This is a genomic window from Paraburkholderia largidicola, from assembly GCF_013426895.1.
Lineage (GTDB): Bacteria > Pseudomonadota > Gammaproteobacteria > Burkholderiales > Burkholderiaceae > Paraburkholderia > Paraburkholderia largidicola.
In genome coordinates, this window is sequence record NZ_AP023176.1 from 607,115 (window position 1) to 631,802 (window position 24,688).

A 24,688-nucleotide genomic window follows, 5' to 3' on the forward strand; every position below is an offset into this window, starting at 1 on the left:
TCGGATCACAAAAGAGTAGGGAAAAGCTGGCGCGCCCGCGCGATCAACGCGCGGTCGCTGCCACGCGGGCCGATGATCGATAGCGCCAGCGGTCGTGCGCTTTCGTTCACGACGGGGACGGTGACTTGCGGCAAGCCGCCGAATGCGGCAATCGCATTCATGGTCAACGCGTCGCGATAGAACGCATCGGTGCGTTCGGGCGTTTCCTGCCTGTTCAACAGCGAGCGCGGCGTGGTCGGCAGCACGATCAGTGCGTCGCCCACGACGCCGTCGATGCGTTGCGCGAACGTCTCGCGCAAGACTCGACAGCGTTCGACTTCGGCGGCGTCGTGCGTCTTCAGGCGCGCGAAGCGCGCGGCGATATCGGCGCCGAAGCGCGGCCTGGTCGCATCGATCCACGCGCCGAGCGACGCGCCGATCGCATCGTCCTGCAACTGCTGGTACACATGCAGCCAGTGCGCGCGGTCATCCGCGATGACGTCGATCTCGTCGTCCGTGGCCAACCATTCGCGCAGGCGCTGTGCGTCCACAGGTTCATTCGTTGCGCGTGCAGCGAATGCTTCCTTGCAGCGCACGAGGGCCGAGGGCGCATCGACGGAAGGCGCGCCGTCCAGCAACACGTCGGCGACACGCGCGAGCAGCGCGCCCGTGGGCGCAAACCAGCCGACAGTATCGAAGCAGGGCGCGAAGGGCAGGACGCCTTCCAGCGAGACGGCATCGTGAGTCGGACGAATCCCCCACAGTCCGCAGAACGCGGCGGGCACGCGCACCGAGCCGCCCGTGTCGGTGCCGAGCGCGAAGTCCACTTCGCCGCTCGCCACGGCGGAGGCCGAGCCGCTCGACGATCCGCCCGGCAGCGCAAACGGCCAGCGTGGATTCAGCGGCGTGCCGTAGTGAGCGTTCACGCCTTCCAGACTGTAGGCAAGTTCGTCGGTGATCGTCTTGCCGTCCACCGATGCGCCCGCATCGAGCAAGCTGGCCACACAAGGCGCATGTCGCACCGCGGGATGGTGAGTCGCGAGCCAGTCGGGGTTGCCGCCGCCCGTGGTCGTGCCCGCCACGTCGATCAGATCCTTGACCGCGAAGCGCAAGCCGTCGAGCGCGCCGCGCGCGGTGGCGCCGACTTCGACACGCGGGCCCGGGATGAACGCGCTCATGCTGCCGCTCCCTTCAGTGCAGCCGCGAATTGCGGCGAATCCGCGACGAAGCCATAGCACTTCTTCACATTCCAGATGCTGGCTTCCGTGCAGAACGCGGGCGACGACGTCGCGCAGCAATCGGTCAGCATCACGCAGCCGTAGCCGAGAAAATTCGCGTCGGTGAGCGTGTGCATCACACACTGATCGGTATTGACGCCCGCGAAGAACACCGTGCGCGTGCCGAGGTTGCGCAGGATGCTGTCGAGCGGTGTGTCCCAGAAGCCGCTGATGCGGTACTTGTCCACGCAGATGTCCTGCTGCTCGATCTTCAGTTCGTCGACCACGGCGGCCGCCCACGAATCTTTCTCCAGCACGCGCGCGCCATGTTCCGGCAACGGCTCGCCAAGACCGATGCCCGTGCCTGTCGGCTTGTACAGATGGATCTGATTGGGCGGCATGTTCGCGAGATCCGGCCGGTTGCCCCAGTTCACCCAGATGACGGGAACGCCGCTCTCGCGCACGACGGGCAGCAGGCGCTGCAGTGGTGCAATCGGTGCCCGGTCCGCACTGTAATCGCCCCCAATGTGGTCCACCCACCCGCCTTTGGTGCAGAAGTCGTTCTGCATGTCGATGATCACGAGGGCCGATTTTTCGATGTCGAAGCGGACGTTTTGCGGCTCGGAATCGAGGATGGCGATGCGCGGCGCAGGCGTCGGCGCGGCCATGTCGACGAGCGTTTCGGTGGCCCTCCAGCGGGTCTGCGCGAAGGCGCCGAGCGCGCCGCCAGGCGTTGCCAGGTCTGGGTTCGAGTTGTCGTTCACGGGTTTCTCCAGAGCGTTGAACGGGTGATGTCCGAGGGTTCCTGAAACGGCGGTTTACACGTCGCCAATGCCGCTCGCCAGATCGGAAACGCGGAAGCATTCCGGCGGGATCGAACGCGCATTGGCATCGAAGTTGCAACGTGCATTTCAGTCATGAATAACCTACTTACCCAAATCCAACGCAAAAGGAGTGCCAATGATGATCGGTTCGCAACAGGTATCGAACGGGAAACTGCGCCGGCTCCTGGCTCGCACGCTCGTCGTGACGGGACTCGTCGCGCTCGCCGCGCCGTCGCTCTTCATTCCCGCCGCGCACGCCGCCGATGACGCGATGCGCGTCGGCGTGCTGATTCCCGGCTCGAAGACGGACAAGGGGTGGATGGAATCGGGCTACGACGGCGTGGTCGCCGCGCAGAAGGAATTCGGCCCGAAGCTGAAGACGCAGATCATCGAGAACATCAACTACGCGGACATGGAGCAGGCGCTCACCAATCTCGCGTCGAAGAATCAACTGGTGATCGGCATCGGCGGACAGACGCAGGCGGCCGTGCTGAAGATCGCCAAGCGCTTTCCCAATGTGAAGTTCTCGGTCGTGGGCGGCAACAAGGGTGAGAACATGCCGCCCAATGTCGCGGGGTACGACGTGAAGCAGGCCGAGATCGCATTCGTCGCGGGCGCGGCCGCCGCGATGATGTCGAAGAGCGGCGCAGTGAGCTACGTGGGCGGCATGGAGATTCCGTCCATCGTCAACGCGGGCAAGGAATTCGGCAACGGCGCGCGCTATATCAACCCGAAGGTGAAGTACTTCGAGAGCTATACGGGCGACTTCGACAACGTCGCGAAGGCACGCGAAGCGACGGCTGCCGCCATCGCGCAAGGCGCCGACGTCCACTATCACATCTTGAACCTCGGGTTGCGCGGGCTGGAACAGGCGGCGAAGGAAAAGAACACGCACATCATCGGCAGCTATACGGACCGTTGCGGCACCGATCCGCTGTATGTGGCGTACAGCATCACGGGCGTCGGCTACCAGGCGCAGTACGCGATCGAGCAACTCGAGAAGGGCCAATGGCAGCCGGGCTACAAGGCCTTCGGCCTGGCAATGGGACCGAAAGCGTCGAGCATGGTGATCTGCAAGTCGACGCCCGCGATGGACGCGAAGCTCAAGCAGATCGAAGACGACATCCTGAGCGGCAAGATCAAGGTATCCGAGGGATGAGCACGCTCGCTTCTCCCGTCGCGCGTGCCGAGCCGATTCTGTCGCTGACGACCATCGGCAAGCATTTTGGCGCGTTCACGGCGCTCGAAGGCGTGTCGCTCGATCTGATGCCGGGCGACGTGCACTGCCTGCTCGGCGAGAACGGCGCGGGCAAATCGACGCTGTGCAACGTGATTTTCGGCGTTCACCAGCCCGATGCGGGCGCGATGCAGGTGAACGGCGCGCCGTATCGTCCGCGTAATCCGCGCGAGGCATTGGCGCACGGCATCGCGATGGTGCATCAGCATTTCAGTCTCGTCGACGACGCCAGCGTGCTCGACAATCTTCTGCTTGGCCAGGCGCGCGGCTGGCTCAACCGGCAACGCGAAGCGACGCGCTTGCGTGAAGTGCTGGCGAGCGTCGGGCTGGAACTCGCGCTCGATGCGAAGGTGGCCGACCTGTCGGTGGGCGAGCGGCAGCGCGTGGAAATCGTCAAATGCCTGATGCGCGAGCCGCGTCTTCTGCTGCTCGACGAACCGACAGCCGTGTTGCTGCCCGCCGAGATCGACGCGCTGCTCGACACCTGCGAGCGCGTCGCCGCACGCGGTTGCGCGGTGGTGCTCGTCACGCACAAGCTGAAGGAGATTTGCCGGATCGCCACGCATGCGACCGTGCTGCAATCGGGGCGCGTGGTGGCGCGTTCGGCGACGCCGTCGAGCGAAATCGACCGGCTCGTGCATGCGATGATTCATCGCCCCGGTAAAGACGGTGATGAGGACGACGGCGATCTGGCGAGCCGTCTGTCGCTCGTCAGCGCGCGCTCGCCATACTCGCGTCCGCTTGCCGAAGAGGTATTGCAGATCGACGGTCTGAGCGCACGCGATGCCGAAGGTGTCACGCGCCTCGAAGCTTGCACGCTCGTCGTGAATCGCGGCGAGATCGTCGGCATTGCGGGCGTGGAAGGGAATGGGCAGAGCGAACTCGGCGCGGTGCTCGCGGGCATGTCGAGCGCATCGGCGGGACGCTTTTTCATCGCGGGGCGCGACATGACGAATGCGACGCCGCGCGAACTGACGCAAGCAGGCGTCGGCATCGTGCCCGAAGATCGACACGCAGTGGGATGCGTCACGGGCATGAGCGTCGCCGACAATCTGCTGCTCAATCACCTCGACCGTTACACGCGCGCCGGTTTTCTGCGCCGCGGTGCGATGCGCGCTGCCGCGCTCGATCTGATGCAGCGCTTCGACGTGCGCGCAAGCGGCCCCGACGCGCTGTTCGGCGGGCTGTCGGGCGGCAATCAGCAGAAGGCCGTGCTGGCGCGAGAACTGACGCTCGATCCCCTGCTGTTCCTGCTCGCCGCGCAGCCCACGCGCGGCCTCGATGTCGGCGCGGTCGCCGCCGTGTATGCGCACATTCGCGCCGCGCGCGATCGCGGCGTGGGCGTGCTGCTGATTTCCTCCGAACTCGACGAACTGATGAGCGTCGCCGACCGTATCGTCGTGCTGTATCGCGGGCGCGTCATGGGCACCTGTACGCCCGACGCGAGCAATCGCGGCCGCATCGGCGCGTGGATGGCGGGCGCGGGAGAACCTGCATGAATCCGCAGATGAAGGTGCAAACCCTATTCGGCTCGACGCACGACGCGCAGGGCTGGCGCGCGCGTCTGCCGCATGTGCGCGTGGCGGGCGTGATCGCCGGGGCCGTCGTATTCGCGATGCTGGCGGCGCTCGCGCTGATCGCGCTGATGGGCGTACACATTTCAGACGCGCTCGCGGCTTTCGCCGACGGCGCATGGGGCTCGCCATATGCGATCGGCGCGTCGATCAATCGGAGTCTCGCGTTCGCGCTGGTCGGCACCGGCTTCGTGATCGCGAACCGCGCGAAGCTCACCAACGTGGGCGGCGAAGGGCAGCTTGCGATCGGCGGTATCGTCGCGACGGCGCTCAGTCTCTACGGCGGCTGCGCGCACTTGCCGTTCGGCCTGTCGTTCATCGTGCCGATGCTCGGCGCCGCCGCCGCTGGCGCGCTGTGGGGCGGCGTGCCCGGCGTGCTGAAAGCGAAGGCCGGCACCAACGAGGTGATCAGCACGTTGCTGCTGTCGTTCATCGCCGTGTGGTTGCTTTACTGGTGCGTGCAGAGCGAAGCGCTGCTGCGCCAGCCGATGACGAACGGCGCGACCTTGCCCGAATCGCTCGAAATTCCCGATCTCACGAAACTCCCGGCGATCTTCGCGGCGAGCGGCATGAACCTCAATATCGGCCTGCCCGTCACGATCGCGCTGGCGATCGGTTCCGCGTTCATGCTCACGCGTACGCGCTTCGGCCTGTCGCTGCGCGCCGCGGGCCTCAATGCGGTCGCGGCGAGGCGCGCGGGTCTGCCGATCACATCGTCGATCGTCGGCGCGCTGGCGCTGGCGGGCGCCTTCAGCGGGCTGGCCGGCGCGTTGATGCTGCAAGGCGATCAATACTCGCTGAAAGCAGGCTTCTCGTCGGGCTACGGCTTCGACGGTCTGGTGGTCGGCCTGCTTGCGCGCGGCTCCATCACGGGCGTGTTCGCAGCGGCGCTGCTGTTCGGCTTTTTGCGCTCGGGCGGCATCAACATGGAAATGGTCGCGCAGGTGCCGTCGGCGCTCGTGCTGATCGTGCAGGGCATCGTCACCATCGCGCTCGCGGGCGGCGCGATGTGGCTCGACAAGGGAGACGCGCGTCAATGAACCTCGAACTTCTCGCAGTCTTTGCGGGCGCGTCGATCCGGCTCGCCGCGCCGATGATGCTCGCGTCCACGGGCGAACTCGTGAGCGAGCGCGCGGGCGTGCTCAATATGAGCGTCGAAGGCATGATGCTGACGGGCGCGTTTCTCGGCGCGACCTTTTCATGGTTGACGGGCAATCCGTCGATTGGTTTGCTGTGCGGCATGCTCGGCGTGATTCCGCTCGCGCTGCTGCAGGCATTCCTGAGCGTGACGATGCGCGCGAACCAGATCGTGACGGGCATCGGCATCAACATTCTGGCGCTCGGCGGCACGACACTCGCGTACCGCGAAATCTTCGGCGAGCGTTCGAGCGCGGTGATTCCGGGTCTTGCGCACTGGTCGCCGCCTGTGCTCGGCACGCTGCCCGTCATCGGCGAACCGATATTCGGGCAAGTGTGGCTGCTGTATGCGGGGCTCGCGGTGCTAGTTGCAACCTACGTGGTGATGCGTCACACCGCCCTGGGCGTCGCGCTGCACGCAACGGGTGTCGCGCCTCGCGCGGTCGATCAATCGGGTCTCGGCGTCGCGCGAATTCGCTACGGCGCGGTGGTGTTCTCGGGCGTGATGTCGGCGGCGGCAGGGTGCTTCATCTCGATCGGCGACATCCATACCTTTACGGAAGGCATGACCAACGGCGCGGGCTATCTGGCCATTGCCGCGATCATCTTCGGCAACTGGAAGGTCGGACGCACGGCGCTCGCGTGCCTGCTGTTCGGGGCGGCGACGGCGATGCAGTTTCAACTGCCGATGTTCGGGCTGCATGTGCCGACCGCGTTGCTCATCATGCTGCCGTATCTGCTGGCGCTCGTGGCCGTGGCGGGCCTGATTGGCCGCCAGTCCGCGCCGCCCGCGCTCACCCAGCCGTTCAGGCGCTGAGCGCGCGAGCGCCAGGGCGCGGCGGAGTACCATGACGATACGCCGCGCCATTCTTCAATCATTCATCGACACCATGCCACGCAACGCCTCTGTACCCAGTGCATCCGCCCGAACGGCGAAGGACGAGCCTACGCGTCGCCAGCAACTTGCGGCCAGGACGCGCGAGCGTATCTTCCGGATCGCCATCAAGGAGTTCGCCGACAAGGGCTTCAGTGGTGCGCGCGTGGAAGGGATCGCGAGTCGCGCGAAGGTCAACATCCGGATGATCTATCACTACTTCGGCGGCAAGGAAATGCTGTATGTCGAAGTGCTGGAGCATGTGCTTGCGAAGCTGCGCGAAGCGGAGCTGGCCGTCGAACTGGATGAGAAAACTGTCGATCCCGCAGCGGGCGTCTTGCAGCTATACGATTTCACGGAAGGCCACTTTTCTGCGCATCCCGAGTTGCTGTGTCTGCTTTCGTGGGAGAACCTGAACCGGGCGCGCTACCTGAAACGATCGAAAGTCATTCCCGCGATGTCGTCGCCCGTGCTCGACAAACTGCGCACCTTGATTCAACGCGGAGAGGCCGCTGGCGAGTTGCGCGAGGGGATCGATCCGTTGCATATGTACGTGACGCTCGTGAGCCTCGCGTATTTTCACAAGTCCAATGCGTATACGCTGTCACGCATGTTCGACACGGACATGCTCGCGCCTGAATGGCAGACGGCGCACAAGGCACAGGCGCACGAACTCGTGCGCGCGTTTCTGACGGGAGCGCGTGTACCGGAACTGGCGGCGCATTTCTGATCTTGCCGATAACGCGCCGCGCAGTGCATCAAGCCGCAGCGGCTCGCTTGCGTGCGAGCGATCTCGCGATGAGCAATCCCCCCACCATCACCGCCAGCGAGATCAACGTCGTCATCGTGCCGAGCGCGTAGATGACGGGCGTAGTCACCGAGGTCGTCAGGCCCTGCAGTTCGAGCGGCAGCGTATTCTGATCGCCGATCGCCTGTGACGTGCGCGCGATTTCATCCCACGAAAGCGTGAAGCCGAACATCGCGACGCCGATCACGGACGGCCCGATGATGGGCAGCACGACATGGCGGAACGATTGCCACGGCGATGCGCCCAGATCGCGTGCCGCTTCCTCGAAGGCGGGATTGAAGCGGTTGAAAACGGCGAACATCACGAGCAGGCCGAACGGTAACGTCCACGTGAGATGCGCGCCGAGCGCGGACGTATAGAGGCCCATCGACGTGGTCCAGCTATCCGCGAACGACTGGAATCCCCACTCATTGGCCAGATACTTGATGAGCGTATCGAGCAGCCGGAAGGTCAGCCCGATGCCGAGTGAGACGATGATGGACGGCATGATGAGACTCGCAACCGATACGTAGAACACGGCCGTATCGCCGCGAAAGCGCCGCCTGAACGCGAGGCCCGCGCTCACCGAGAACAGCACCGTCAGCAGCGTTACCGCAATCGCGAGCTTGACGGAGCGCCCGAACGCAGCCCAGATGTCGACATCGCCGACACCATTGCGCAAGACCTCGAACCAGTGCAGCGACACGCCGCGCATCGGAAACGTCAGACCGCCTTCCGGACCCTGAAACGACAGAATGAAAATCGTGATCACAGGGCCGTACAGAAACAGCACGAAGAGGCCGAACAGCAGCGCGAGCCAGTAGAAGCTCGCGGGGCGACGCTCGCGATGCCTGAGCGAAACACTCATGTCAGAGTTCCTTTCTGATGTCGACGGCGCGCGTCAGTGCCCACACGATCATGAGCACCGCCGCGAGCAGAATGATCGCGTTCGCGGCCGCGGCGGGAAACTGCAGATAGCCCGTTTGCACCTGGATGATCTTGCCGACCGACGCGATCTGCTGTCCGCCCATCACGCCCACGGTGAGGAAATCGCCCATCACGATCGTGACGACGAAGATCGAGCCGATCACGATGCCTGTTTTGGACAGCGGCAGCACGACGTCGCGGATCACCTGCCAGCCGCTTGCGCCGCCGTCGCGCGCGGCTTCGAGCAGCGAGCGGTCGATCCGCATCATCGCGTTGAAGATGGGGACGATCATGAAGAACGTATACAGATGCACGAACGCCAGTACGACCGAAAAGTTCGAATACAGCAGCCATTCGAGCGGCTGGTCGACCAGATGCGCGGACATCAGCGCCTGATTGACCAGCCCGTTGCGGCCGAGCAGCGGAATCCACGAGATCATGCGGATCACGTTCGACGTCCAGAACGGAATCGTGCAGACCAGAAACAGCACCGTCTGCATCGCCGTGGTGCGCACATGGAACGCGAGGAAATACGCAATCGTGAAGCCGAGTACCAGCGTCACCGCCCAGACCATCGCGCAGAACTTCAGCGTGGACCAATACGTCTTGAAAGTGACGCAGACGTCCGTGAACGACGTGCAGCCGTCGAAGATCGCCGCGTAGTTCTTCAGCGTGAACGCCGGGATGATCTGATACTCGTTGAAGTCCCAGAAGCTGACGATCAACGTGATCACGAGCGGCACGATAAAAAACAGCGCGAACGTCACCGTGAGCGGCGTGGCCTGGAGCCACGCGCTCACGCGCCGATGACGCGCGGCCGGTTGCTTCGCCTGCTGGAGATACTCGACCGAGGCCATCTTCACACTCCGCGCTTGTTCTTTTGCACTGTCATGCCGCGATGAATTCGTTCCACTTCTGCACCATGTAGATGTTCTCGTCCATCACGGCGTTCCAGCACGCGATCGCACCCATGCGCTGGTTATAAGAACCACCATCGCGCACGGCGCCCGCTTTTTCGAGTTGCTGGCCGTCAGGCGCCTTGATGTCCTGCGCCGCGGGTTTGCCTTCCATCCAGTAATCCCATTCGTAAGCCTGCATATGCGTGCGCGCCGTTTCCGTCACGCCGGGGTAATAGCCCTGGCGCATCAGATACGCGCCAGCCCAGCCGTCCTGGAACCAGTTGACGAATTCATATGCGGCATCGAGCTTCTTGCCCTGTAGCGAGCGCGGGAAGCCAAAACCCGACGCCCATGAGCGATAGCCTTCCTTCAGTGGCTGGAACTTGCAGGCGATGCCCATCGTGCGGACCTTCGTGACGGCGGGCGACCACATCGACTGGATCACGACTTCACCCGAGGCCATCAGGTTCACGCTCTCGTTGAAGTCACGCCAGAACGCGCGGAACTGGCCGGCGCGCTTCGCTTCGATCAGGATCTTGATGGTCTGATCGATTTCGGCCTTGGTCATGTTGCCCTTGTCGCCGTATTTCACGCGGCCCATCGCCTCGATTGCCATCGCGGCATCCATGATGCCGATAGCGGGAATGTTCAGCAGCGCCGCCTTGCCCTTGAATTGCGGATTGAGCAGGTCCGCCCACGTCGTGACGGGCCGCGCGATGAGGTCGGGGCGAATGCCGAGCGTGTCGGCGTTGTACGTGGTGGGGATCAGCGTCATCCATTCCGTGGGCGTCGCGGAGAACTCGGTCGAGCGCGCGCCCTTGAGGAACATCACTTTCTTCGGCGCCGTGCCTTGATCGCCGATCTTCTTGCCGTCCACTTCGCCCTTCGTCAGCACGGGCGTGATCTTGTCGGCGAGCTTGATGCGCTTGGCGTCCATGCCCGCGAGCGTACCGGCCGGGATGAGCTTCTTCAGCGCGAAGTACTCGGTGTCGACGATATCGAACGAATTGGGCTGCGTGATGATGCGCTTGGTGACGTCATCGGTGGTGACGGGAATGTATTGAATCTCGATGCCCGTGTCTTCCTTGAACTTCTTTGCAATGTCCGCGCTCTGGTTGACGGCCGTGCCGAGGTAACGCAACGTGATCTTCTCTTGCGCGTGCACGTACGGGAAACCCGCGATGCCCGCAGCCGCGACCGCACCCTTGATGAACGTGCGGCGCGATATCCCTTTGCCGACGGTCTCGTCTTCAGCCTGTTGCACGTTTGCGGCCACCTTGTCGTCGTTCATTGCTCTTCTCCTCTAAAGAAATTGTCGTTGCGTCGTCGTTGTCAGATCACTTGCTAGGCCGCGAGCGGATGGGCGTTCTGCTCATCCCACCAGACCGTCACGCGCGCATTCGGCCCGAGACGTTGCGGATCGTAGTCGGCGTCGCTCATCAGGGACACGAGCGCGGGCGAGCCGTCCTGCGGGTCGAGCGTGATGCGCAAATGCGTGCCCTGATACTCGGCTTCCCGCACGGTGCAGGCGAGGCCGCCTATGCGGCTCAAGCCGCTTTCTCCCGCGCTCGTGCCCGGTGTGACGCCTTGCGGCGCGATGCGCAAGCGGTCCGCGCGGACGGTGAAGAGGCCGCCTTTCGCGCCAAGCACGTTATGACCGCCGAGAAAGCGCGCGACGAATTCCGTGCGCGGCCGGTTGAAGACGTCGAATGGCGTGCCCGTCTGTTCGATATGGCCGTGACTCATCACCACGACAAGATCGGCGAGCGCCATCGCTTCTTCCTGCGAATGGGTGACGTGGACGAAGGTGATGCCGAGTTCCTTTTGCCAGCGCTTGAGTTCGGCGCGCATCTGCACGCGCAGGAATGGGTCGAGCGCGGACAGCGGCTCGTCGAGAAGAAGACAGCGCGGTTCGTTGAGCAACGCGCGCGCGAGCGCGACCCGTTGCTGCTGGCCACCCGAAAGCTGCGCGGGCCTGCGGTTCGCATAGGCCGACATCGCGACGAGTTCGAGCAGTTCGCCCGCGCGCTTTCTGCGCGCCTCTTTGGCGACGCCGCGCATCTTGAGGCTGAACGCGACGTTGTCGAGCGCCGACAGGTGCGGGAACAGCGCATAGCTCTGAAACACCATGGCCGTGCCGCGCGCGGCGGGCTGTTCATGGGTCACGTTGCGTCCGCCGATCAGCACGTCGCCCTCGGAGACCCACTCGTGACCCGCGATCATGCGCAGCGTCGACGTCTTGCCGCAGCCCGACGGGCCAAGCAGGCAGCAGTAGGCGCCGCCCGGAATGCGCAGGTCGATCGCATCGACGGCGAGCGAATCGCCGTAACGCTTCGACACGTGGACGAGCTCGATGTCGGCGGGACTTGCATGAACCACGGTTGAGGCCGGCTGAACCATGAAGGTGTGTCCTGTCAGGAAACGCGAATGGAGTACGGCGAAACGTGCGGCGAACGAAGCATGCAGCCGGGAGCTTCTGCAAGTCATATGCCATTCGCGGTTTCGTCGTGGCTCGAGGGTGTCCGCATGGGTGCTGCAAGGCCAGCCGACAACGCGTGTCGACAGGTTGGCGCGCATATTGCACACGATTGAGGACCTCGATCGTCTGCACTTCTGGATTGGTTGCGTGTGCAATCGCAGTGCAGGTTCCGTTCGGATTGGGGCACAACCTAACCAAAGCGGATCATTCACACCCGACAATGAACGACTTCAAGCGCGAGCCGAGCAGTTCGTTTGGCTCACTGGCAACACATGGCCGCTTCGGCTATCAGCCGATTCACGAGGGCGACGCTTATGACTGGCCGAATGGAGCGCGACTCGCCGTCTATCTCGGCTTCAATCTGGAGCACTTCGCGTTCGGCGAGGGATTGGGCGCGGCGCTGGGGCCGCTGTCTCCGCAGCCCGATGTGCTGAACTACAGCTGGCGCGAGTACGGCAACCGGGTCGGCGCGTGGCGTTGCATCGAGTTGTTCGATTCGCTCGATATGCCGGCGGGCACGCTCATCAATACCTCGCTTTACGATCACTGCCCGGAACTCGTCGAAGCCTGCGTGGCGCGCGGCGACGAACTGATCGCGCACGGCCACACCAACGCGCAGCGCCAGAGCGACCTCGACGAGGACGGCGAGCGCGCGTTACTCGCGCATTGCCGCTCGCGCATGATCGATCAGTCGGGCGCGGAGCCTGCGGGATGGCTGTCGCCGTGGATCTCCGAGTCGCACCGTACGCCCGATCTGCTGGCCGAGACGGGATATCGCTATACGCTGAACTGGTGTCACGACGACCGGCCGGTGCGCATGCAGACGACGAGCGGTCCGCTCTGGTCGGTTCCCTATCCGCAGGAGCTGAACGATCTGCCGATGATCATGGCGCGGCAGATGGACATGCGCGATTTCGCGGACATGATCGTCGACCAGTTCGACGAAATGCTCGAGCAGACTCAACGCGGGTCGCAGGCACTGGTGATGGGCATCGCGCTGCATCCGTACATCGTCGGGCAGCCGTACCGGTTGCGGCATTTGCGGCGCGCGCTCGCGCATATCGCCAGTGCGCGTGACGACATCTGGCTCACGACGCCCGGCGATATCGCGCGCCATGCAGAAGAAGCCGCGCCTGTCGCGGCGCAAGCCGCATGAGTGCCGTGCAGGCGGGCATGCGGCCCGAGAAGCGCGATCAGGCGGGTGCGGATGGGCGCATCTATCAAACGATCTTCGAAGGCGTGCTGAATCACAGGCTCACGCCGGGCACCAAGCTGCCCGAGCCGGAGTTGTGCGAGCTGTTCGGCGTCGGGCGCGCGGTCGTGCGGCGTGCACTGGAGAAGCTGGCGCACGACGGCATCGTCGTCCTGCGTCCGAACAAGGGCGCTGTCATCGCGCAGCCGACTCGCGAAGAAACACGCGAGATTTTCGAGGCGCGCTGCGCGGTGGAACGCGCGCTGGTCGAACTCGCAGCGCAACGCGCGAGCGTCGACGATATCGGCGCGCTGCGCAAACAGCTTGCCGACGAGCACGAGGCGATGCATCGCTTCGATCAGCCGTCATGGGCGCGGCTTGCCAGCGAGTTTCATCTGCGTATCGCGGCGCTGGCAGGCAACGCGACGCTCGAACGCTACCTCACCGAACTGATTTCGCGCTGCTCGCTGATCGTCGGTGCTTACGAGCCGGTGGGCAACGCGCCATGCGAGCACGACGAGCACACCGCGATTCTCGATTGCCTCGAAGCCCGCGATGCCGAAGGTGCGATTGGGCATATGACCGCGCATCTCCGGAGTCTGGAAGCGCGCATCGAAACGTCGCGCATGCCGGGCAAGAAGCGGCTTGCGCAGCTGCTAGGCATCGAACCCGATCGACAAACCGCGATGGAGTGACATGGAAATCGACTTCGAAGCGATTACCGAGTACCAGCGCTACAAGCTGATGGCGAGCCTGATCGTGCCGCGGCCTATCGCGCTCGTGACCACGCTCGGCGTGGACGGCACGGTGAATGCCGCGCCGTTCTCGATGTTCAACATGCTGGGCGAGGAACCGCCCATCGTGATGATCAGCATCAACCGGCTGTCGGACGGCACGTTGAAGGACACGGCCGTGAACATTCCGCGCGAGAAGGAGTTCGTCGTGCATCTCGCCGACGAGGCGATTGCGCAGCAGATGCATCGCTGCGGCGAGCGATTTGCTTCGAATGTCAGCGAACTCGATGAAGTGGGCTTTAGCGCTTTGCCGTCGACACGCGTCAAGCCGCCGCGCATCGCACAGGCGCCTGTCGCGTTCGAATGCGAGCTTTGGGAAACGCTTGAAACGACCAGCCGCCATATATTTATCGGTAAAGTACTGGTGCTGCATGCGCGCGACGAACTGATCGATCGCGAGGCCTGGCGCGTCAGGTTGCAGCACTACTTTCCCGTGGGCCGGTTCGGTGCGAGTGATTATGTGACGACGCGGGACCGGTTCGAGCTTTAAGCGGCATTCGATCTTTGAAAAGATGAAGCTCGCTCCAGCGGCTTCACTTCGATCAGCGTGCATTGAATACCTTAAGGCCGCGCGCGAACGCGGGCCTCGCCGCGATCTGTTCATACCAGCGGCGCAAATTGGGCAGTTGAGCCCAGGGCAGTTGTGACTCGACCGACTGAGTGATCGTAAAGGCCGCGATGTCCGCAATCGAAAATGTCTTTCCTGCCATATACGGTTCTTTATCGACAAACCGTTCTGCCGATTCGAGCGCGGCGAGCATCCGTTCCACAAGGCGCGCTTGTCCCTCTGGCACACCACCCGAGCCCCGAAGAAAAAAGGCAGCGTGACTCACGGCTATCACATCGGTGACGAAAAAGAAAAACCGCTCATAGACGACGGCGCGTGCAAGAGAGTCGTCGGGTAACAGGCGCCCGGGTGCCTTTTCCGCCGCGTAAAGCATGATCGCGTTCGATTGCGTGATCACGACGGGCGGCCCGTTCTGCTGGTCTTCAACCAGCACGGGCACTTTCCCCACGGGGTTCAGCGCGAGATACGCGGCACTGCGATGCTCGCCGTTCACAAGATCGACGGCGCGCACGGTGTACGGCAAGCCGGCTTCTTCGAGCGCGATGGCGGCGCGAATGCAATTGCCTGTCGGCGCGCCGTAAAGCTGATAGCTGGTATTCATCTCCATGTCCTTTTTAATGACGATGCGAAATCCGTGACCCAATAGCAGCCGATCGAATGAATGATTTCCGTGTACCTCTGTCGCCAGAAGTGACAATTAATGATTCAATTGCACGAACAACAATAGTTATTTGTCGGATGCTCCTGGCCGATTTCATTGACTATACTGCGTGAGGCTGTGGTCGTCGGCGCGTGCGCATGGCACGTCCCCTCATTGAAGACACGTAGTGGAAACTCGCCAGTAGAGTTTCCTTGCGGCTTGTTTTCGGACGCCATGAATCCAGAACGCAAGCACGGGCCGGGTGGACGCTTGACGCGATGCGAGTCGAAGGCTCGGCTTCGCGCAGTGGTTGAGAGCGCCAAAAAACGCTTCCTGACTGTTGGCTTCCGGGAGACCAGTCTCGACGACATTGCTCGCGATGCGGGCGTGGCGAAGAAGACGCTTTATTGTCATTTCGGCAGCAAAGAGCAATTGTTTAGCGCAATTCTGGAAACGCTGGGGCGGACCTGGCAGGAGCAACTCCGGCATATCGTCACGAGCGGCGGCGAACCGCTCGACGTGCTCGAAAGAGCGGCGCTACACCTGCTCGATATCGGCACTCGCGATGACATGACGCAGCTTTACTGGGTGCTGCTGGTCGAGACACGCCGCTTTCCCGCGCTCTCGGCGGGGCTTTATCAGGAGCGTGGACGGCTGATCGGCATCGAACCGCTCGAAGGCTATCTGCGCGCAGCGGTAGAAAACGGTGAGCTCGAATTCGACGATGTCGAACTCGCAACCGAGCAGTTCGTGTATCTGGTGCTAGGCGGTGTGCGCGCAAGAATGCTGCTCATGGGCGCGCGGCGTCCGAGCGCGGCGCGACGTCGAGTGATCGCGAAACAGGCGGTCAGGATTTTCATCGCAGGGTGCCTGACCCGGTGAAGCAAAGCTTTCAAAACATTTTCTGTTTTCATTCAATTCAATTAGTCATACGAAGTAAATCGCTTGTGTCGGAATGCCGATCCAGTCGGTGGAGGCAAGTGCATGAAAACAGCTTCGCGTGCGTCGAGTGCTGTGCGCGCAGGGTGTGGAAGGACGCAATGGCGGTTGGCGGCGCTAGGTGGCGTCGTGCTCGTCGTCATGTCGCTGGCCGCTTGCATGATGGGCCCGGACTATCGCAGGCCCGAAGCGCAGATTCCGGAAGGATTCAAGGAAGGGGTCGACTGGCAGCGCGCCGATGCGAACCCGCAAGCCGCGATCGACAGTACGTGGTGGCGGATGTACGGCGACGACAAGCTCAACGACCTCGTCGATCAGGCGTTGCGCGCGAATCAGTCGATCGCCGCGGCGGAGGCTGCCTATCGTCTCGCGCTCGCGACCGTCGAAGCCAACCGCGCGGGCCTGTTCCCGACTGTGACGGCCGGGCTGTCCGGCGCGCGGTCGGGCGGCAACGTCACGGCGCTGAGCGCGAGCCGCGGTTCCGGGGCGTCGGCGTCGACGTCCGCGGTGGGCGGAGCGGGCAACAGCGTGGTGGCGCTCGGAGCGGTCAGTTGGGAACTGGACCTGTGGGGCCAGATACGCCGTCAGATCGAGGCAGCGAAGGCCAACGCGCAGGCCTCGGACGCGCAACTCGCCGGCGAGCGTATCTCCATCGCGGCCAGCGTCGCGACCGATTACTTCGAATTGCGGCAAGCCGACTACGACATCCGCGCGTTGAAGGAACAACAGGACGCGTACGGCCGCATCCTTGCGATCGTGCAGACGGCCTTCACCCAGGGCGGCGCCTCCAACGACGACGTGCTGGTCGCGCAAGAAGATCTGGAGACGGTGATCGCGGATCTGCAGACCACGGAAATCAACCGTGAACATGACGAGCACGCGCTCGCTGTGCTGGTGGGCGTGCCGCCCGAGTCGTTCAGCATCCCGCCCGATCCCGACTATCACTTCGTTGCGCCCGCCGTGCCGACGTCGCTGCCTTCGCAACTGCTCGAGCGGCGTTACGACGTGGTCAGTGCCGAGCGCACGGCGGCATCGGCGAATGCGAGCATCGGCGTGGCGGAAGCCGCGTTCTTCCCGACCTTGACGCTCTCCGCTGAAGGCGGTTTCGCGCACAGCACGCTCGCGCATCTGTTCACGGTGCCGAACCGCTTCTGGACGCTCGGACCGGATCTGGCCCAAACCATTTTCGACGGCGGCGCGCGCACGGCTGCCGTGCACGAAGCGCGTGCCACCTACGACGAAGACGTGGCCAACTACCGCAATACGGTGCTCGCGGCATTCCAGAGTGTGGAAGACAGCTTGTCGTCGATGAATCATCTGCGCGCGCAGGAAAGCGCATTCGCGCATGTGCTCGACAACAACGTGCGGCTGTTCGCGAGTGAAGAGGCGCAGTTCAATGCGGGCGCAGTCAGCCAGCAAAACGTGTTGAACCAGCGGCTGACGTTGATCCAGGCGCAACAGAGTCTGCGCGATACGCAGGCCTTGCTCGCGCAGAATCACGTGCTGCTCGTGAAAAATCTCGGTGGCGGCTGGCAGCGCGATGACGCTGACGCGGCGTCACCGGCTTCGGGAAGCGCAATACGACCTGTCGCGCAGCAGTCGTCCAGCCCGGCCGATTGAAGACGATTGAAGACGACTGAATACCACTGAACACGATCGACACGACTGATGCATTGACGCGCACGCAGCTCAGGACGATCACCCGACACAGCCGCGCCCGCATGCAGACATGCAGCCCGCGCGTACCAGTGTCACGCAACAACGGAGTTCTCATGAAGTCACGTCTGGAACGCGTGTCGTTGTTATGTCTGTGTGTGATCGTGCTAGCCGCCTGCTCGAAAAAGGCACCGCCGCCACCGCCGCCGCAGGTGTCGACAGTGAAGGTGCAAGCGCAGTCGGTGCCGCTCGAACGGCGCTTCGTCGGGCGTCTTTCGCCTTACTACAGTGCGAACGTGACGGCGCGCGTCTCGGGTGTGCTGCTCAAGCGCAACTACGCGGAAGGGTCGCAGGTCCGCGCGGGACAGCTGCTGTTCGAGATCGATCCGACGTTCTATCGCGCGCAGCTCGACAATGATCTCGCGATCCTGGCTCAGGACCGCGCGACCTATATCAACGACCACATCACCGCCGAGCGCAATCGCAAGCTGCTGCCCGTCGGTTCGATCTCACAGCAGACCGTCGACAACTCCGACGCCGCCGAGCGCAGCGCGGCCGCGAAAGTCAAAGCCGACGAGGCGACGGTCCAGAGCGCGCGCATCTCACTCGATTACACGCGCGTGACGGCGCCGATCGGCGGCATTGCCGGCCAGCAGCAGGTGACGGCGGGCGCGGTGGTCGGCAGCAGCACGACCGACTCGGGTGGCAACGGCACACTGTTGACGACCATCCAGCAGATCGACCCGATGTACGTGAACTTCACGATCAGCTCGGCCGATCTCGCGACGCTGCAGCAATCGCAAACAGGCGGCACGGTCGACCTGTCGCAGCAGAACCAGGTCTCGGTGCGCATCGCGTTGCCCAATGGCGCGCCCTACGGCAGTGCGGGCACGCTCGATTTCTCCGACGTGACGGTCAATGCGTCGACGGGTGCCGTCAATCTGCGCGCGCTCGTCGCAAATCCGCAGCGGCGCTTGCTGCCCGGCATGTTCGTCTCGCTGACGGTCGATTTCGGGCGGCAGAACAATGTGTTCCTGGTCCCGCAGCAGGCATTGCTGCGCGATACCACGGGTGGCTACATGCTGCTGGTCGGTGGAGATGGCAAGGTGGCGCGCAGGGACGTCGAGACGACGAACAGTCTCGGCAACAACTGGATCGTGACGCACGGGCTGAACGATGGCGACGAGGTCATCGTGACAGGTGTGCAGTTTGCGCACGAAGGGGCGCCCGTCAAGGCCGTCGCGTGGCAGCCGCCTGCTGCTGCGTCGCCGGCTTCATCGGGCGCGGGGGCATCATCGGCCGCAGCGGCTTCGGCCGGCATGGCGAAGTAGGAGAGCGCTCATGCCGAGTTTCTTTATCGACCGCCCCGTTTTCGCGTGGGTCATCGCGATTCTCATTTGCCTGTTCGGCATCATCGCCGTGCGCAGCATGGGGATCGATTCGTACCCGGACATCGCGCCGCCGCAAGTGACCGTCACGGCGCAATACCCGGGCGCGAGCGCGCAGACGATGGAATCGACCGTGACGCAGGTGATCGAGCAGCAGCTCACGGGTATCGACAACCTGCTGTACTTCAGCTCGACGTCGAGCTCGAATGGACAGACGCAGATCATCCTCACGTTCGCGACGGGCACCAACCCGGACATCGCGCAGGTGCAGGTGCAGAACAAGGTCACGCTCGCCGAGCCGCTATTGCCTTCGCAGGTGACGCAGCAGGGCGTGATCGTGGCGAAGTCCAGCCCGGACATTCTGCTGTTCATCGCGCTGCAGTCGAATAATGCATCGATCGATGCGGGACGGCTCTCCGACATACTCGCGTCGCAGATCCAGCCTGTCATCGGCCGGGTGACGGGCGTCGGCAACACGACGCTGCTCGGCTCGGAGTACGCGGTGCGGATCTGGCTCGATCCCGACAAGCTGCAGAGCTATGGCCTGTCGACCACGCAGGTGCTCAACGCGGTGAGCGGACAGAACGCGCAGTTCGCGGCCGGCTCGCTCGGCGCCGATCCTGCCGTGAAGGGCCAGGTGTTCACGGCGACCGTTTCCGGCGACAGTCTGTTTTCATCGCTCCAGCAGTTCCGAGACATCATCGTCGTATCGAACAGCAATGGCACCACCGTCAAACTGAGCGACGTGGCGCGCATCTCATTCGGCTCGCAGACTTACGGGCAGGCGCCCGTCTACAACGGCAAGCCGGCGGGCGGTCTTGCCGTGTTCCTGCTGCCGGGCGCGAATGCGCTGAAGGTCGAGAAAGCGGTGAAGGCGACGATGGACACGCTCGCGCGCGATCTGCCGGAAGGCGTCACCTGGAGCGTGCCGTACGACACGACGCCGTTCATCACCGCGTCGATCACGGACGTGATCCGCACGCTCATCGAGGCGATCGTGCTGGTGTTCTTCGTGATGCTGATCTTCCTGCAGAACCTGCGCGCGACGATCATCCCGACGCTCGTGATTCCTGTTGCACTGCTCGGCACCTTCATTGGTCTTTCCGCGCTGCATTACACGCTCAACCAGTTGACGCTGTTCGGCATGGTGCTGGCAATCGGCATCGTGGTGGACGATGCCATCGTCGTGATCGAGAACGTCGAGCGCATCATGAGCGAAGAGCATATGGAACCGCGCGAGGCGACCCGCAAGGCGATGAAACAGATCACGGGCGCCATCATCGCGATCACGGTCGTGCTGACGGCCGTGTTCGTGCCGTCCGCGCTGCAGCCCGGCGCGACAGGCATCATCTACGCGCAGTTCGCGCTGACGATTGCGGTGTCGATGGGATTCTCCGCGTTTCTCGCGATGTCGTTCACGCCGTCGCTGTGCGCGGCCATTCTCAGGACCGAGCACCAGGAGAAGAAGAGCGCGTTTTATCGCTGGTTCGACCGGACCTTCGACTGGACCACGAAACACTATCTCAGTCACGTGGGCAAAGCCGTGCATCATGCGCCGCGCTGGATGGTGGCATTCGTGATCTTGCTCGTGCTGACGGGCTTCCTGTACACGAAGCTGCCGACCAGCTTCGTCCCCGACGAAGACCAGGGCTTCGTGCTGGCGCTCGTCAACCTGCCGCCGGGATCGACCTTGCAACGCACCGATCACGTGATGGCCGAGTTGCGCGACAAGCTGGCCAACAGCCCGCTCGGCAAGGATATCGTCGGCATCTTCCAGCCCGAAGGTTTCAGCTTCGTCGGTACGAGCGAAAACGTCGGCATGTCGTTCATCAAGCTGTCCGACTGGAAGGACCGCTCCGAAACGGCCATGAAGATGATCCCGCAGATCAACCGCATTCTGTCATCGATCCCCGATGCGCAGATCTTCGCGGTGAACCTGCCGACCATTCGCGGCCTGAGCCAGTTCGGCGGCGTCGATATGTATCTGCAGGCGCGCTCGGGTCAATCGCGCGCCGAACTCGGCGAGGCGGAGCGCACGCTGCTCGCGAGCGCAGCGAAAAGTCCCGTGCTGTTCGGCATCCGGCCCAACTCGCTGCCGAACTCGCCGCAACTGGACATCGCGGTGGATCGCACTCAGGCGCAGGCGATGGGCCTGTCGCTGACGGATGTCTATCAGACGCTCGAGATGGAGCTTGCGCCGTTCTATATCGACCAGTTTACGTACGGCGGCCGCGTGAAGCGGGTCTATATCCAGGCGGACGCGCCGTTCCGGATGTCGCTCGACGCGCTTCAGCACCTCTACACGCCGAGTGTTTTTGCGGCCAACGGGTCGTCGACGCAGGCGTCTTCCAGCAAGAGCAGTTCGGGCACGACGGGAAGCGCAGGCACGGCCGTCGGCTCGAACGGCTTCGTCACACCCGTCGATCCGTCGCCCGCCAATACGTCGATTGCCCCTTACAACATGGTGCCGCTCGCCAGCGTCGTGAACGCCAAATGGGCTTTCGGGCCAACGGTGCTGCCGCGCTACAACGGCTATTCAGCCATCGAGATCGTCGGCAACTCGGCGCCTGGCTACTCGACGGGGCAGGCGATCGACACGCTCAACGACATCATCAACCACCAGTTGCCGCGCGGCTTCGCGGGTGACTGGACCGGGCAGTCGTATCAGGAACTGCTGTCGGGATCGTCGGCGACCACGCTGATGGCGCTGTCGATCGTGGTGGTGTTCCTGTGTCTCGCGGCGTTGTACGAAAGCTGGTCGATCCCCGCGTCGGTGCTGCTGGTGGTGCCGCTTGGCATGCTCGGCATGCTCGCGTTCTGCCTGACCTTCAGCGTGCCGAACGACATCTACTTCAAGATCGGCCTCGTCACGGTGATCGGTCTCGCGGCGAAGAACGCGATTCTGATCGTAGAGTTCGCGGTCGAGGGACAGCAACGCGGCATGACACTGCGCGACGCGGTGCTGACGGCGGCCCGATTGCGGCTGCGCCCGATCCTGATGACGTCGATGGCATTTATTCTCGGCGTGTTCCCGCTGGTGATCTCGTCGGGGGCGGGCGCTTCTTCGCGTCACGAGATCGGCACGGGCGTGATCGGCGGGATGCTGTTCGCGACCTTCCTCGGCCTGCTGCTGATCCCCGTCTTCTATGTGGTCGTGCGACGGCTGCTAGGCGACAAGCTCGACGAGGTGTCGCACAAGATGCCGCATCACGGCGGCGATCATGGAGGTGGCGGCGATGGCGGCGCGTCGGGCGGACACCCGGATGGCCCGCCGAAGGACGGTGCGCCGCGCGATGGAACGCCAGGGGAGGGTGCGCCCGTCTGACGAATATGAAACCACACCCGCCGCGCGCGGCGCTTCTGAACCAGTCTCGAACCGGTGGAAAGACCGATGAGGCGAACACGACAACAGGCGCGGGAAACGCGCGACCAGATTCTCGATGCAGCCGAACGGCTGTTCGCGGAGCATGGCGTGTCCCGCACGTCGCTGGAAGACATCGCGATGCGCGCGGGGTGTACGCGCGGCGCCATATACGGGCACTTCCGCAACAAGAGCGATCTGTTCGTCGCGATGACAAACCGCGTGATGCTTCCGATGGAAATGCTCGTTGCCGCGACCGCGGATACCGCGGAGCCGGACCCGCTCGGCAGGATCCGGCAACTGCTCGTCTATTTCCTCAGCAAGGCCGTGGTCGAGCCGCACAGCCGCCGCGTGTTCGAAGTGTTGTTCACGAAGTGCGAAAATACGAAAGACATGGTGCTCGTGACCGAGCGGCAACACGATGCCGCGCGCAACGGAAGGATGTATCTCGAGCGCGGCTTGCGTAATGCCATCGCGAGAGGGCAACTTCCGTGCGATCTCGATACCGGACGCGCGTCGAGTGTCGTGCATGCGTTTCTCGGCGGCGTGCTGCGAGACTGGCTGCTCGAACGCGATTCGATCATGCTGCCGCGCGATGCGGAGTTTCTGACGGACGTGTGCATCGGCCTGTTGAGCTATTCTCCTTCGCTGCGGCGCGCTCAGGGGGCGTGCGGCTAGCCGCCGTCCCGCTCATCTTCTGGCGCGCTGTGTCAACGGGTGCGCTGTGCCGGGTGGCCTTCATGTTTTGAAGTAGTATGGTTCGCGTCTGATCGCGAGGTTGATGAACGAACATGCGAACCTCGAACGGATTCAGACGGAAGCAAACGCAGTAATTGGGAGCGACAAGATGCAAGTGCTGGTTGACGCAGACGCCTGCCCGGTTGTCATCAAGGACATGCTGTTTCGGGCGGCGCGTCGCGCCGAAGTATGTGTAACGCTGGTAGCGAACCGGTATCTGCAGACGCCGCCTTCGCCCTATATCAAGTCGCTGCAAGTACCGGCGGGCGCGGACGCGGCCGATATGCGCATCGTCGAGCTGGCCGTGGCCGGCGATCTGGTGATTACCGCGGACATACCGCTTGCCGCCGCGGCGCTCGACAAGGGTGCCTTCGTGCTCGACCCGCGTGGAGGCTGGTTCAGCCGCGAGAATATCGAAGAACGCCTGACGATGCGTGCCGTGATGGATCAGCTTCGCAGCACGGGCGTCGATACGGGCGGTCCAGCGCCATTCAGTCCGCGCGACAGCAAGACGTTCGCGGGGCAACTGGACCGGTTCCTCGCAAGGCATCGCGCGCCGCCGGCCTGAACGTCGAATGTGATTCGCTGTGGTTTTCAACCGGCGAATTGGAACTATACTGGGGCACCAGGAGGTTTCAATGGCCGATCAAGAGAGACTGCATCCGCTACGCCCGCTTTTGAAGAACTGGATCTGGGAGCATGGTCGAGTCGGCACGCGCTATCTGGATTACGTCGATGGCGAAATCAAGTTCGATGAAGGCAAGAAATCACGTTTCGCCGCCGAGAAGTATATTTATGTGCCTCTGGACAAAGACAGTGACGACACTGTATTAGCTGAAGGTCCTGCGATCCAGGAAGCGGGGCTTGCCCGGTTCTTGCGGGCTGCGCAGTTGGGCACGCCGGATGAGGCGGGTTCTGTCGCAGAGATTCAACGCGCGGTGCAGGACTGCGTGGAGCTTGGCCTCTTCAGCGCCTATCAGGCGGAGGCTCGCGAGGCAATGGCCCGCTATGCGCAAGAGCCGATGTTCGAGGACGAGATCCGTGCGGCGGTTGTCGACGACATCCGGCGTAGTTATACGGGCGTGCGCGAACAATTGGCGCTGTACGATTTCAGTGTGCTTTATGGCTTGCCCTCGCCGCTGCTGATCAGCGAGACGCCATTCATCGATTGGCGCGTGCGTGCAAGTCCCGCATTACCGTTTGTATCGCTGCCGTTGGGACCTTATTGCCTGCTGGTAGGCGCGCCCTCGGGCCGCAAGAGCCGGACGGGCCCGGTGGTCTGGAAGGCCGCAGCCGCAATGGGCCCATTGAAGGACCACAACCGCCAGATCATGCAACACGCACGTCTATGGCTGGTGGCGACCACGGATGACCAGCTCGTCCCGGCACAGAGCCGCCTTGCCGCCGCCGCGGGCACCAGGCAAGAGAATGTGAAGACTTAAAAGTAGTCGGCAACATCTTTCGTTGAGTTACTTAAA

Annotated in this window: 22 protein-coding genes; 15 read left to right on the plus strand and 7 right to left on the minus strand. The window is 63.3% G+C overall.

Going from position 1 to position 24,688, the window contains the following annotated elements; all coding sequences use genetic code 11:
• Nucleotides 1-5: 5 nt before the first annotated feature.
• Both PPGU16_RS31395 and PPGU16_RS31400 read right to left on the minus strand, forming a co-directional pair.
• Nucleotides 6-1,157, minus strand: coding sequence for an amidase (locus tag PPGU16_RS31395; protein ID WP_180726618.1), 1,152 nt, complete (start codon nucleotides 1,155-1,157; stop codon nucleotides 6-8).
• Nucleotides 1,154-1,960: a cysteine hydrolase family protein gene (locus PPGU16_RS31400; RefSeq protein WP_180726619.1), complete on the minus strand. Its 807-nt coding sequence runs from the start codon at nucleotides 1,958-1,960 to the stop codon at nucleotides 1,154-1,156. The genes PPGU16_RS31395 and PPGU16_RS31400 overlap by 4 nt, the downstream gene beginning before the upstream one ends.
• A 196-nt stretch (nucleotides 1,961-2,156) precedes the next feature.
• Here PPGU16_RS31400 and PPGU16_RS31405 point away from each other — a divergent pair, with 196 nt between their 5' ends.
• From PPGU16_RS31405 to PPGU16_RS31425, 5 genes are all read left to right on the plus strand, one after another.
• Nucleotides 2,157-3,179 (plus strand): BMP family protein, encoded by a 1,023-nt coding sequence (locus PPGU16_RS31405; RefSeq protein WP_180726620.1) that lies wholly within the window; start codon nucleotides 2,157-2,159, stop codon nucleotides 3,177-3,179.
• Nucleotides 3,176-4,756 carry an ABC transporter ATP-binding protein gene (locus PPGU16_RS31410; protein ID WP_180726621.1) on the plus strand — a complete coding sequence of 527 codons (1,581 nt, stop codon included), beginning with the start codon at nucleotides 3,176-3,178 and terminating at the stop codon, nucleotides 4,754-4,756. Before PPGU16_RS31405 ends, PPGU16_RS31410 begins: the two co-directional genes overlap by 4 nt.
• Entirely contained in the window at nucleotides 4,753-5,871 is a 1,119-nt protein-coding gene (locus PPGU16_RS31415; protein ID WP_180726622.1) for an ABC transporter permease, read from the plus strand. Before PPGU16_RS31410 ends, PPGU16_RS31415 begins: the two co-directional genes overlap by 4 nt.
• Nucleotides 5,868-6,785 carry an ABC transporter permease gene (locus tag PPGU16_RS31420; RefSeq protein WP_180726623.1) on the plus strand — a complete coding sequence of 306 codons (918 nt, stop codon included), beginning with the start codon at nucleotides 5,868-5,870 and terminating at the stop codon, nucleotides 6,783-6,785. Before PPGU16_RS31415 ends, PPGU16_RS31420 begins: the two co-directional genes overlap by 4 nt.
• Nucleotides 6,786-6,858: 73 nt before the next feature.
• Complete coding sequence (locus tag PPGU16_RS31425; RefSeq protein ID WP_180727124.1) at nucleotides 6,859-7,572, plus strand: TetR family transcriptional regulator; 714 nt, start codon at nucleotides 6,859-6,861, stop codon at nucleotides 7,570-7,572.
• A 28-nt stretch (nucleotides 7,573-7,600) separates the two neighbouring features.
• Here the strand turns inward: PPGU16_RS31425 and PPGU16_RS31430 are convergent, their stop codons facing one another.
• The 4 genes from PPGU16_RS31430 to PPGU16_RS31445 are packed head-to-tail and all read right to left on the minus strand — an operon-like array spanning nucleotide 7,601 to nucleotide 11,855.
• The gene (locus tag PPGU16_RS31430) at nucleotides 7,601-8,497 is read right to left on the minus strand and encodes an ABC transporter permease (RefSeq protein WP_180726624.1); all 897 of its coding nucleotides are present in this window, start codon (nucleotides 8,495-8,497) and stop codon (nucleotides 7,601-7,603) included.
• Between the two features lies 1 nt (nucleotide 8,498).
• Nucleotides 8,499-9,413, minus strand: coding sequence for an ABC transporter permease (locus tag PPGU16_RS31435; protein ID WP_180726625.1), 915 nt, complete (start codon nucleotides 9,411-9,413; stop codon nucleotides 8,499-8,501).
• A 31-nt stretch (nucleotides 9,414-9,444) separates the two neighbouring features.
• Nucleotides 9,445-10,746 carry an ABC transporter substrate-binding protein gene (locus tag PPGU16_RS31440; RefSeq protein ID WP_180726626.1) on the minus strand — a complete coding sequence of 434 codons (1,302 nt, stop codon included), beginning with the start codon at nucleotides 10,744-10,746 and terminating at the stop codon, nucleotides 9,445-9,447.
• 53 nt (nucleotides 10,747-10,799) lie between these two features.
• On the minus strand, nucleotides 10,800-11,855 hold the full coding sequence (locus tag PPGU16_RS31445) for an ABC transporter ATP-binding protein (protein ID WP_180726627.1): 1,056 nt from the start codon (nucleotides 11,853-11,855) through the stop codon (nucleotides 10,800-10,802).
• Nucleotides 11,856-12,154: 299 nt separating this feature from the next.
• On the opposite strand from PPGU16_RS31445, the gene PPGU16_RS31450 reads away from it, so the two are divergent.
• Genes PPGU16_RS31450 through PPGU16_RS31460 form a run of 3 tightly spaced genes read left to right on the plus strand, consistent with a single transcriptional unit; the run spans nucleotide 12,155 to nucleotide 14,410 of the window.
• Entirely contained in the window at nucleotides 12,155-13,090 is a 936-nt protein-coding gene (locus PPGU16_RS31450) for a polysaccharide deacetylase family protein (protein ID WP_180726628.1), read from the plus strand.
• Nucleotides 13,087-13,821: a GntR family transcriptional regulator gene (locus PPGU16_RS31455; RefSeq protein ID WP_180726629.1), complete on the plus strand. Its 735-nt coding sequence runs from the start codon at nucleotides 13,087-13,089 to the stop codon at nucleotides 13,819-13,821. Before PPGU16_RS31450 ends, PPGU16_RS31455 begins: the two co-directional genes overlap by 4 nt.
• Before the next feature lies 1 nt (nucleotide 13,822).
• Nucleotides 13,823-14,410 carry a flavin reductase family protein gene (locus PPGU16_RS31460; RefSeq protein WP_180726630.1) on the plus strand — a complete coding sequence of 196 codons (588 nt, stop codon included), beginning with the start codon at nucleotides 13,823-13,825 and terminating at the stop codon, nucleotides 14,408-14,410.
• A gap of 52 nt (nucleotides 14,411-14,462) precedes the next feature.
• Here PPGU16_RS31460 and PPGU16_RS31465 read toward each other — a convergent pair whose 3' ends face one another.
• Nucleotides 14,463-15,089 (minus strand): glutathione S-transferase family protein, encoded by a 627-nt coding sequence (locus PPGU16_RS31465; RefSeq protein WP_180726631.1) that lies wholly within the window; start codon nucleotides 15,087-15,089, stop codon nucleotides 14,463-14,465.
• Between the two features lie 177 nt (nucleotides 15,090-15,266).
• Between PPGU16_RS31465 and PPGU16_RS31470 the strand changes: the two genes are divergently transcribed.
• The 7 genes from PPGU16_RS31470 to PPGU16_RS31500 all read left to right on the plus strand — a co-directional run bounded on the left by PPGU16_RS31470 (nucleotide 15,267) and on the right by PPGU16_RS31500 (nucleotide 24,652).
• Nucleotides 15,267-16,010, plus strand: a complete 744-nt coding sequence (locus PPGU16_RS31470) for a TetR/AcrR family transcriptional regulator (protein WP_243460740.1) — start codon at nucleotides 15,267-15,269, stop codon at nucleotides 16,008-16,010.
• Between the two features lie 102 nt (nucleotides 16,011-16,112).
• Nucleotides 16,113-17,687 (plus strand): efflux transporter outer membrane subunit, encoded by a 1,575-nt coding sequence (locus PPGU16_RS31475; protein ID WP_180726632.1) that lies wholly within the window; start codon nucleotides 16,113-16,115, stop codon nucleotides 17,685-17,687.
• Between the two features lie 152 nt (nucleotides 17,688-17,839).
• The gene (locus PPGU16_RS31480) at nucleotides 17,840-19,054 is read left to right on the plus strand and encodes an efflux RND transporter periplasmic adaptor subunit (RefSeq protein ID WP_180726633.1); all 1,215 of its coding nucleotides are present in this window, start codon (nucleotides 17,840-17,842) and stop codon (nucleotides 19,052-19,054) included.
• Between the two features lie 10 nt (nucleotides 19,055-19,064).
• On the plus strand, nucleotides 19,065-22,436 hold the full coding sequence (locus PPGU16_RS31485; RefSeq protein ID WP_180726634.1) for an efflux RND transporter permease subunit: 3,372 nt from the start codon (nucleotides 19,065-19,067) through the stop codon (nucleotides 22,434-22,436).
• 66 nt (nucleotides 22,437-22,502) lie between these two features.
• Nucleotides 22,503-23,150 carry a TetR family transcriptional regulator gene (locus PPGU16_RS31490; protein ID WP_180726635.1) on the plus strand — a complete coding sequence of 216 codons (648 nt, stop codon included), beginning with the start codon at nucleotides 22,503-22,505 and terminating at the stop codon, nucleotides 23,148-23,150.
• Nucleotides 23,151-23,319: 169 nt separating this feature from the next.
• Nucleotides 23,320-23,778 (plus strand): YaiI/YqxD family protein, encoded by a 459-nt coding sequence (locus tag PPGU16_RS31495; RefSeq protein WP_180727126.1) that lies wholly within the window; start codon nucleotides 23,320-23,322, stop codon nucleotides 23,776-23,778.
• 70 nt (nucleotides 23,779-23,848) lie between these two features.
• The gene (locus PPGU16_RS31500) at nucleotides 23,849-24,652 is read left to right on the plus strand and encodes a hypothetical protein (RefSeq protein ID WP_180726636.1); all 804 of its coding nucleotides are present in this window, start codon (nucleotides 23,849-23,851) and stop codon (nucleotides 24,650-24,652) included.
• Nucleotides 24,653-24,688: the final 36 nt, after the last annotated feature.

Excerpts from the sequence above, each read along its gene's own strand:
- PPGU16_RS31415 (WP_180726622.1), top strand. The coding sequence starts at position 4,753 with ATGAATCCGCAGATGAAGGTGCAAACCCTATTCGGCTCGACGCACGAC.
- PPGU16_RS31395 (WP_180726618.1), bottom strand. The coding sequence starts at position 1,157 with ATGAGCGCGTTCATCCCGGGCCCGCGTGTCGAAGTCGGCGCCACCGCG.
- PPGU16_RS31480 (WP_180726633.1), top strand. The coding sequence starts at position 17,840 with ATGAAGTCACGTCTGGAACGCGTGTCGTTGTTATGTCTGTGTGTGATC.
- PPGU16_RS31430 (WP_180726624.1), bottom strand. The coding sequence starts at position 8,497 with ATGAGTGTTTCGCTCAGGCATCGCGAGCGTCGCCCCGCGAGCTTCTAC.
- PPGU16_RS31460 (WP_180726630.1), top strand. The coding sequence starts at position 13,823 with ATGGAAATCGACTTCGAAGCGATTACCGAGTACCAGCGCTACAAGCTG.
- PPGU16_RS31420 (WP_180726623.1), top strand. The coding sequence starts at position 5,868 with ATGAACCTCGAACTTCTCGCAGTCTTTGCGGGCGCGTCGATCCGGCTC.
- PPGU16_RS31445 (WP_180726627.1), bottom strand. The coding sequence starts at position 11,855 with ATGGTTCAGCCGGCCTCAACCGTGGTTCATGCAAGTCCCGCCGACATC.
- PPGU16_RS31450 (WP_180726628.1), top strand. The coding sequence starts at position 12,155 with ATGAACGACTTCAAGCGCGAGCCGAGCAGTTCGTTTGGCTCACTGGCA.
- PPGU16_RS31475 (WP_180726632.1), top strand. The coding sequence starts at position 16,113 with ATGAAAACAGCTTCGCGTGCGTCGAGTGCTGTGCGCGCAGGGTGTGGA.
- PPGU16_RS31455 (WP_180726629.1), top strand. The coding sequence starts at position 13,087 with ATGAGTGCCGTGCAGGCGGGCATGCGGCCCGAGAAGCGCGATCAGGCG.
- PPGU16_RS31425 (WP_180727124.1), top strand. The coding sequence starts at position 6,859 with ATGCCACGCAACGCCTCTGTACCCAGTGCATCCGCCCGAACGGCGAAG.
- PPGU16_RS31490 (WP_180726635.1), top strand. The coding sequence starts at position 22,503 with ATGAGGCGAACACGACAACAGGCGCGGGAAACGCGCGACCAGATTCTC.
- PPGU16_RS31410 (WP_180726621.1), top strand. The coding sequence starts at position 3,176 with ATGAGCACGCTCGCTTCTCCCGTCGCGCGTGCCGAGCCGATTCTGTCG.
- PPGU16_RS31495 (WP_180727126.1), top strand. The coding sequence starts at position 23,320 with ATGCAAGTGCTGGTTGACGCAGACGCCTGCCCGGTTGTCATCAAGGAC.
- PPGU16_RS31435 (WP_180726625.1), bottom strand. The coding sequence starts at position 9,413 with ATGGCCTCGGTCGAGTATCTCCAGCAGGCGAAGCAACCGGCCGCGCGT.
- PPGU16_RS31405 (WP_180726620.1), top strand. The coding sequence starts at position 2,157 with ATGATGATCGGTTCGCAACAGGTATCGAACGGGAAACTGCGCCGGCTC.
- PPGU16_RS31485 (WP_180726634.1), top strand. The coding sequence starts at position 19,065 with ATGCCGAGTTTCTTTATCGACCGCCCCGTTTTCGCGTGGGTCATCGCG.
- PPGU16_RS31440 (WP_180726626.1), bottom strand. The coding sequence starts at position 10,746 with ATGAACGACGACAAGGTGGCCGCAAACGTGCAACAGGCTGAAGACGAG.
- PPGU16_RS31465 (WP_180726631.1), bottom strand. The coding sequence starts at position 15,089 with ATGAATACCAGCTATCAGCTTTACGGCGCGCCGACAGGCAATTGCATT.
- PPGU16_RS31500 (WP_180726636.1), top strand. The coding sequence starts at position 23,849 with ATGGCCGATCAAGAGAGACTGCATCCGCTACGCCCGCTTTTGAAGAAC.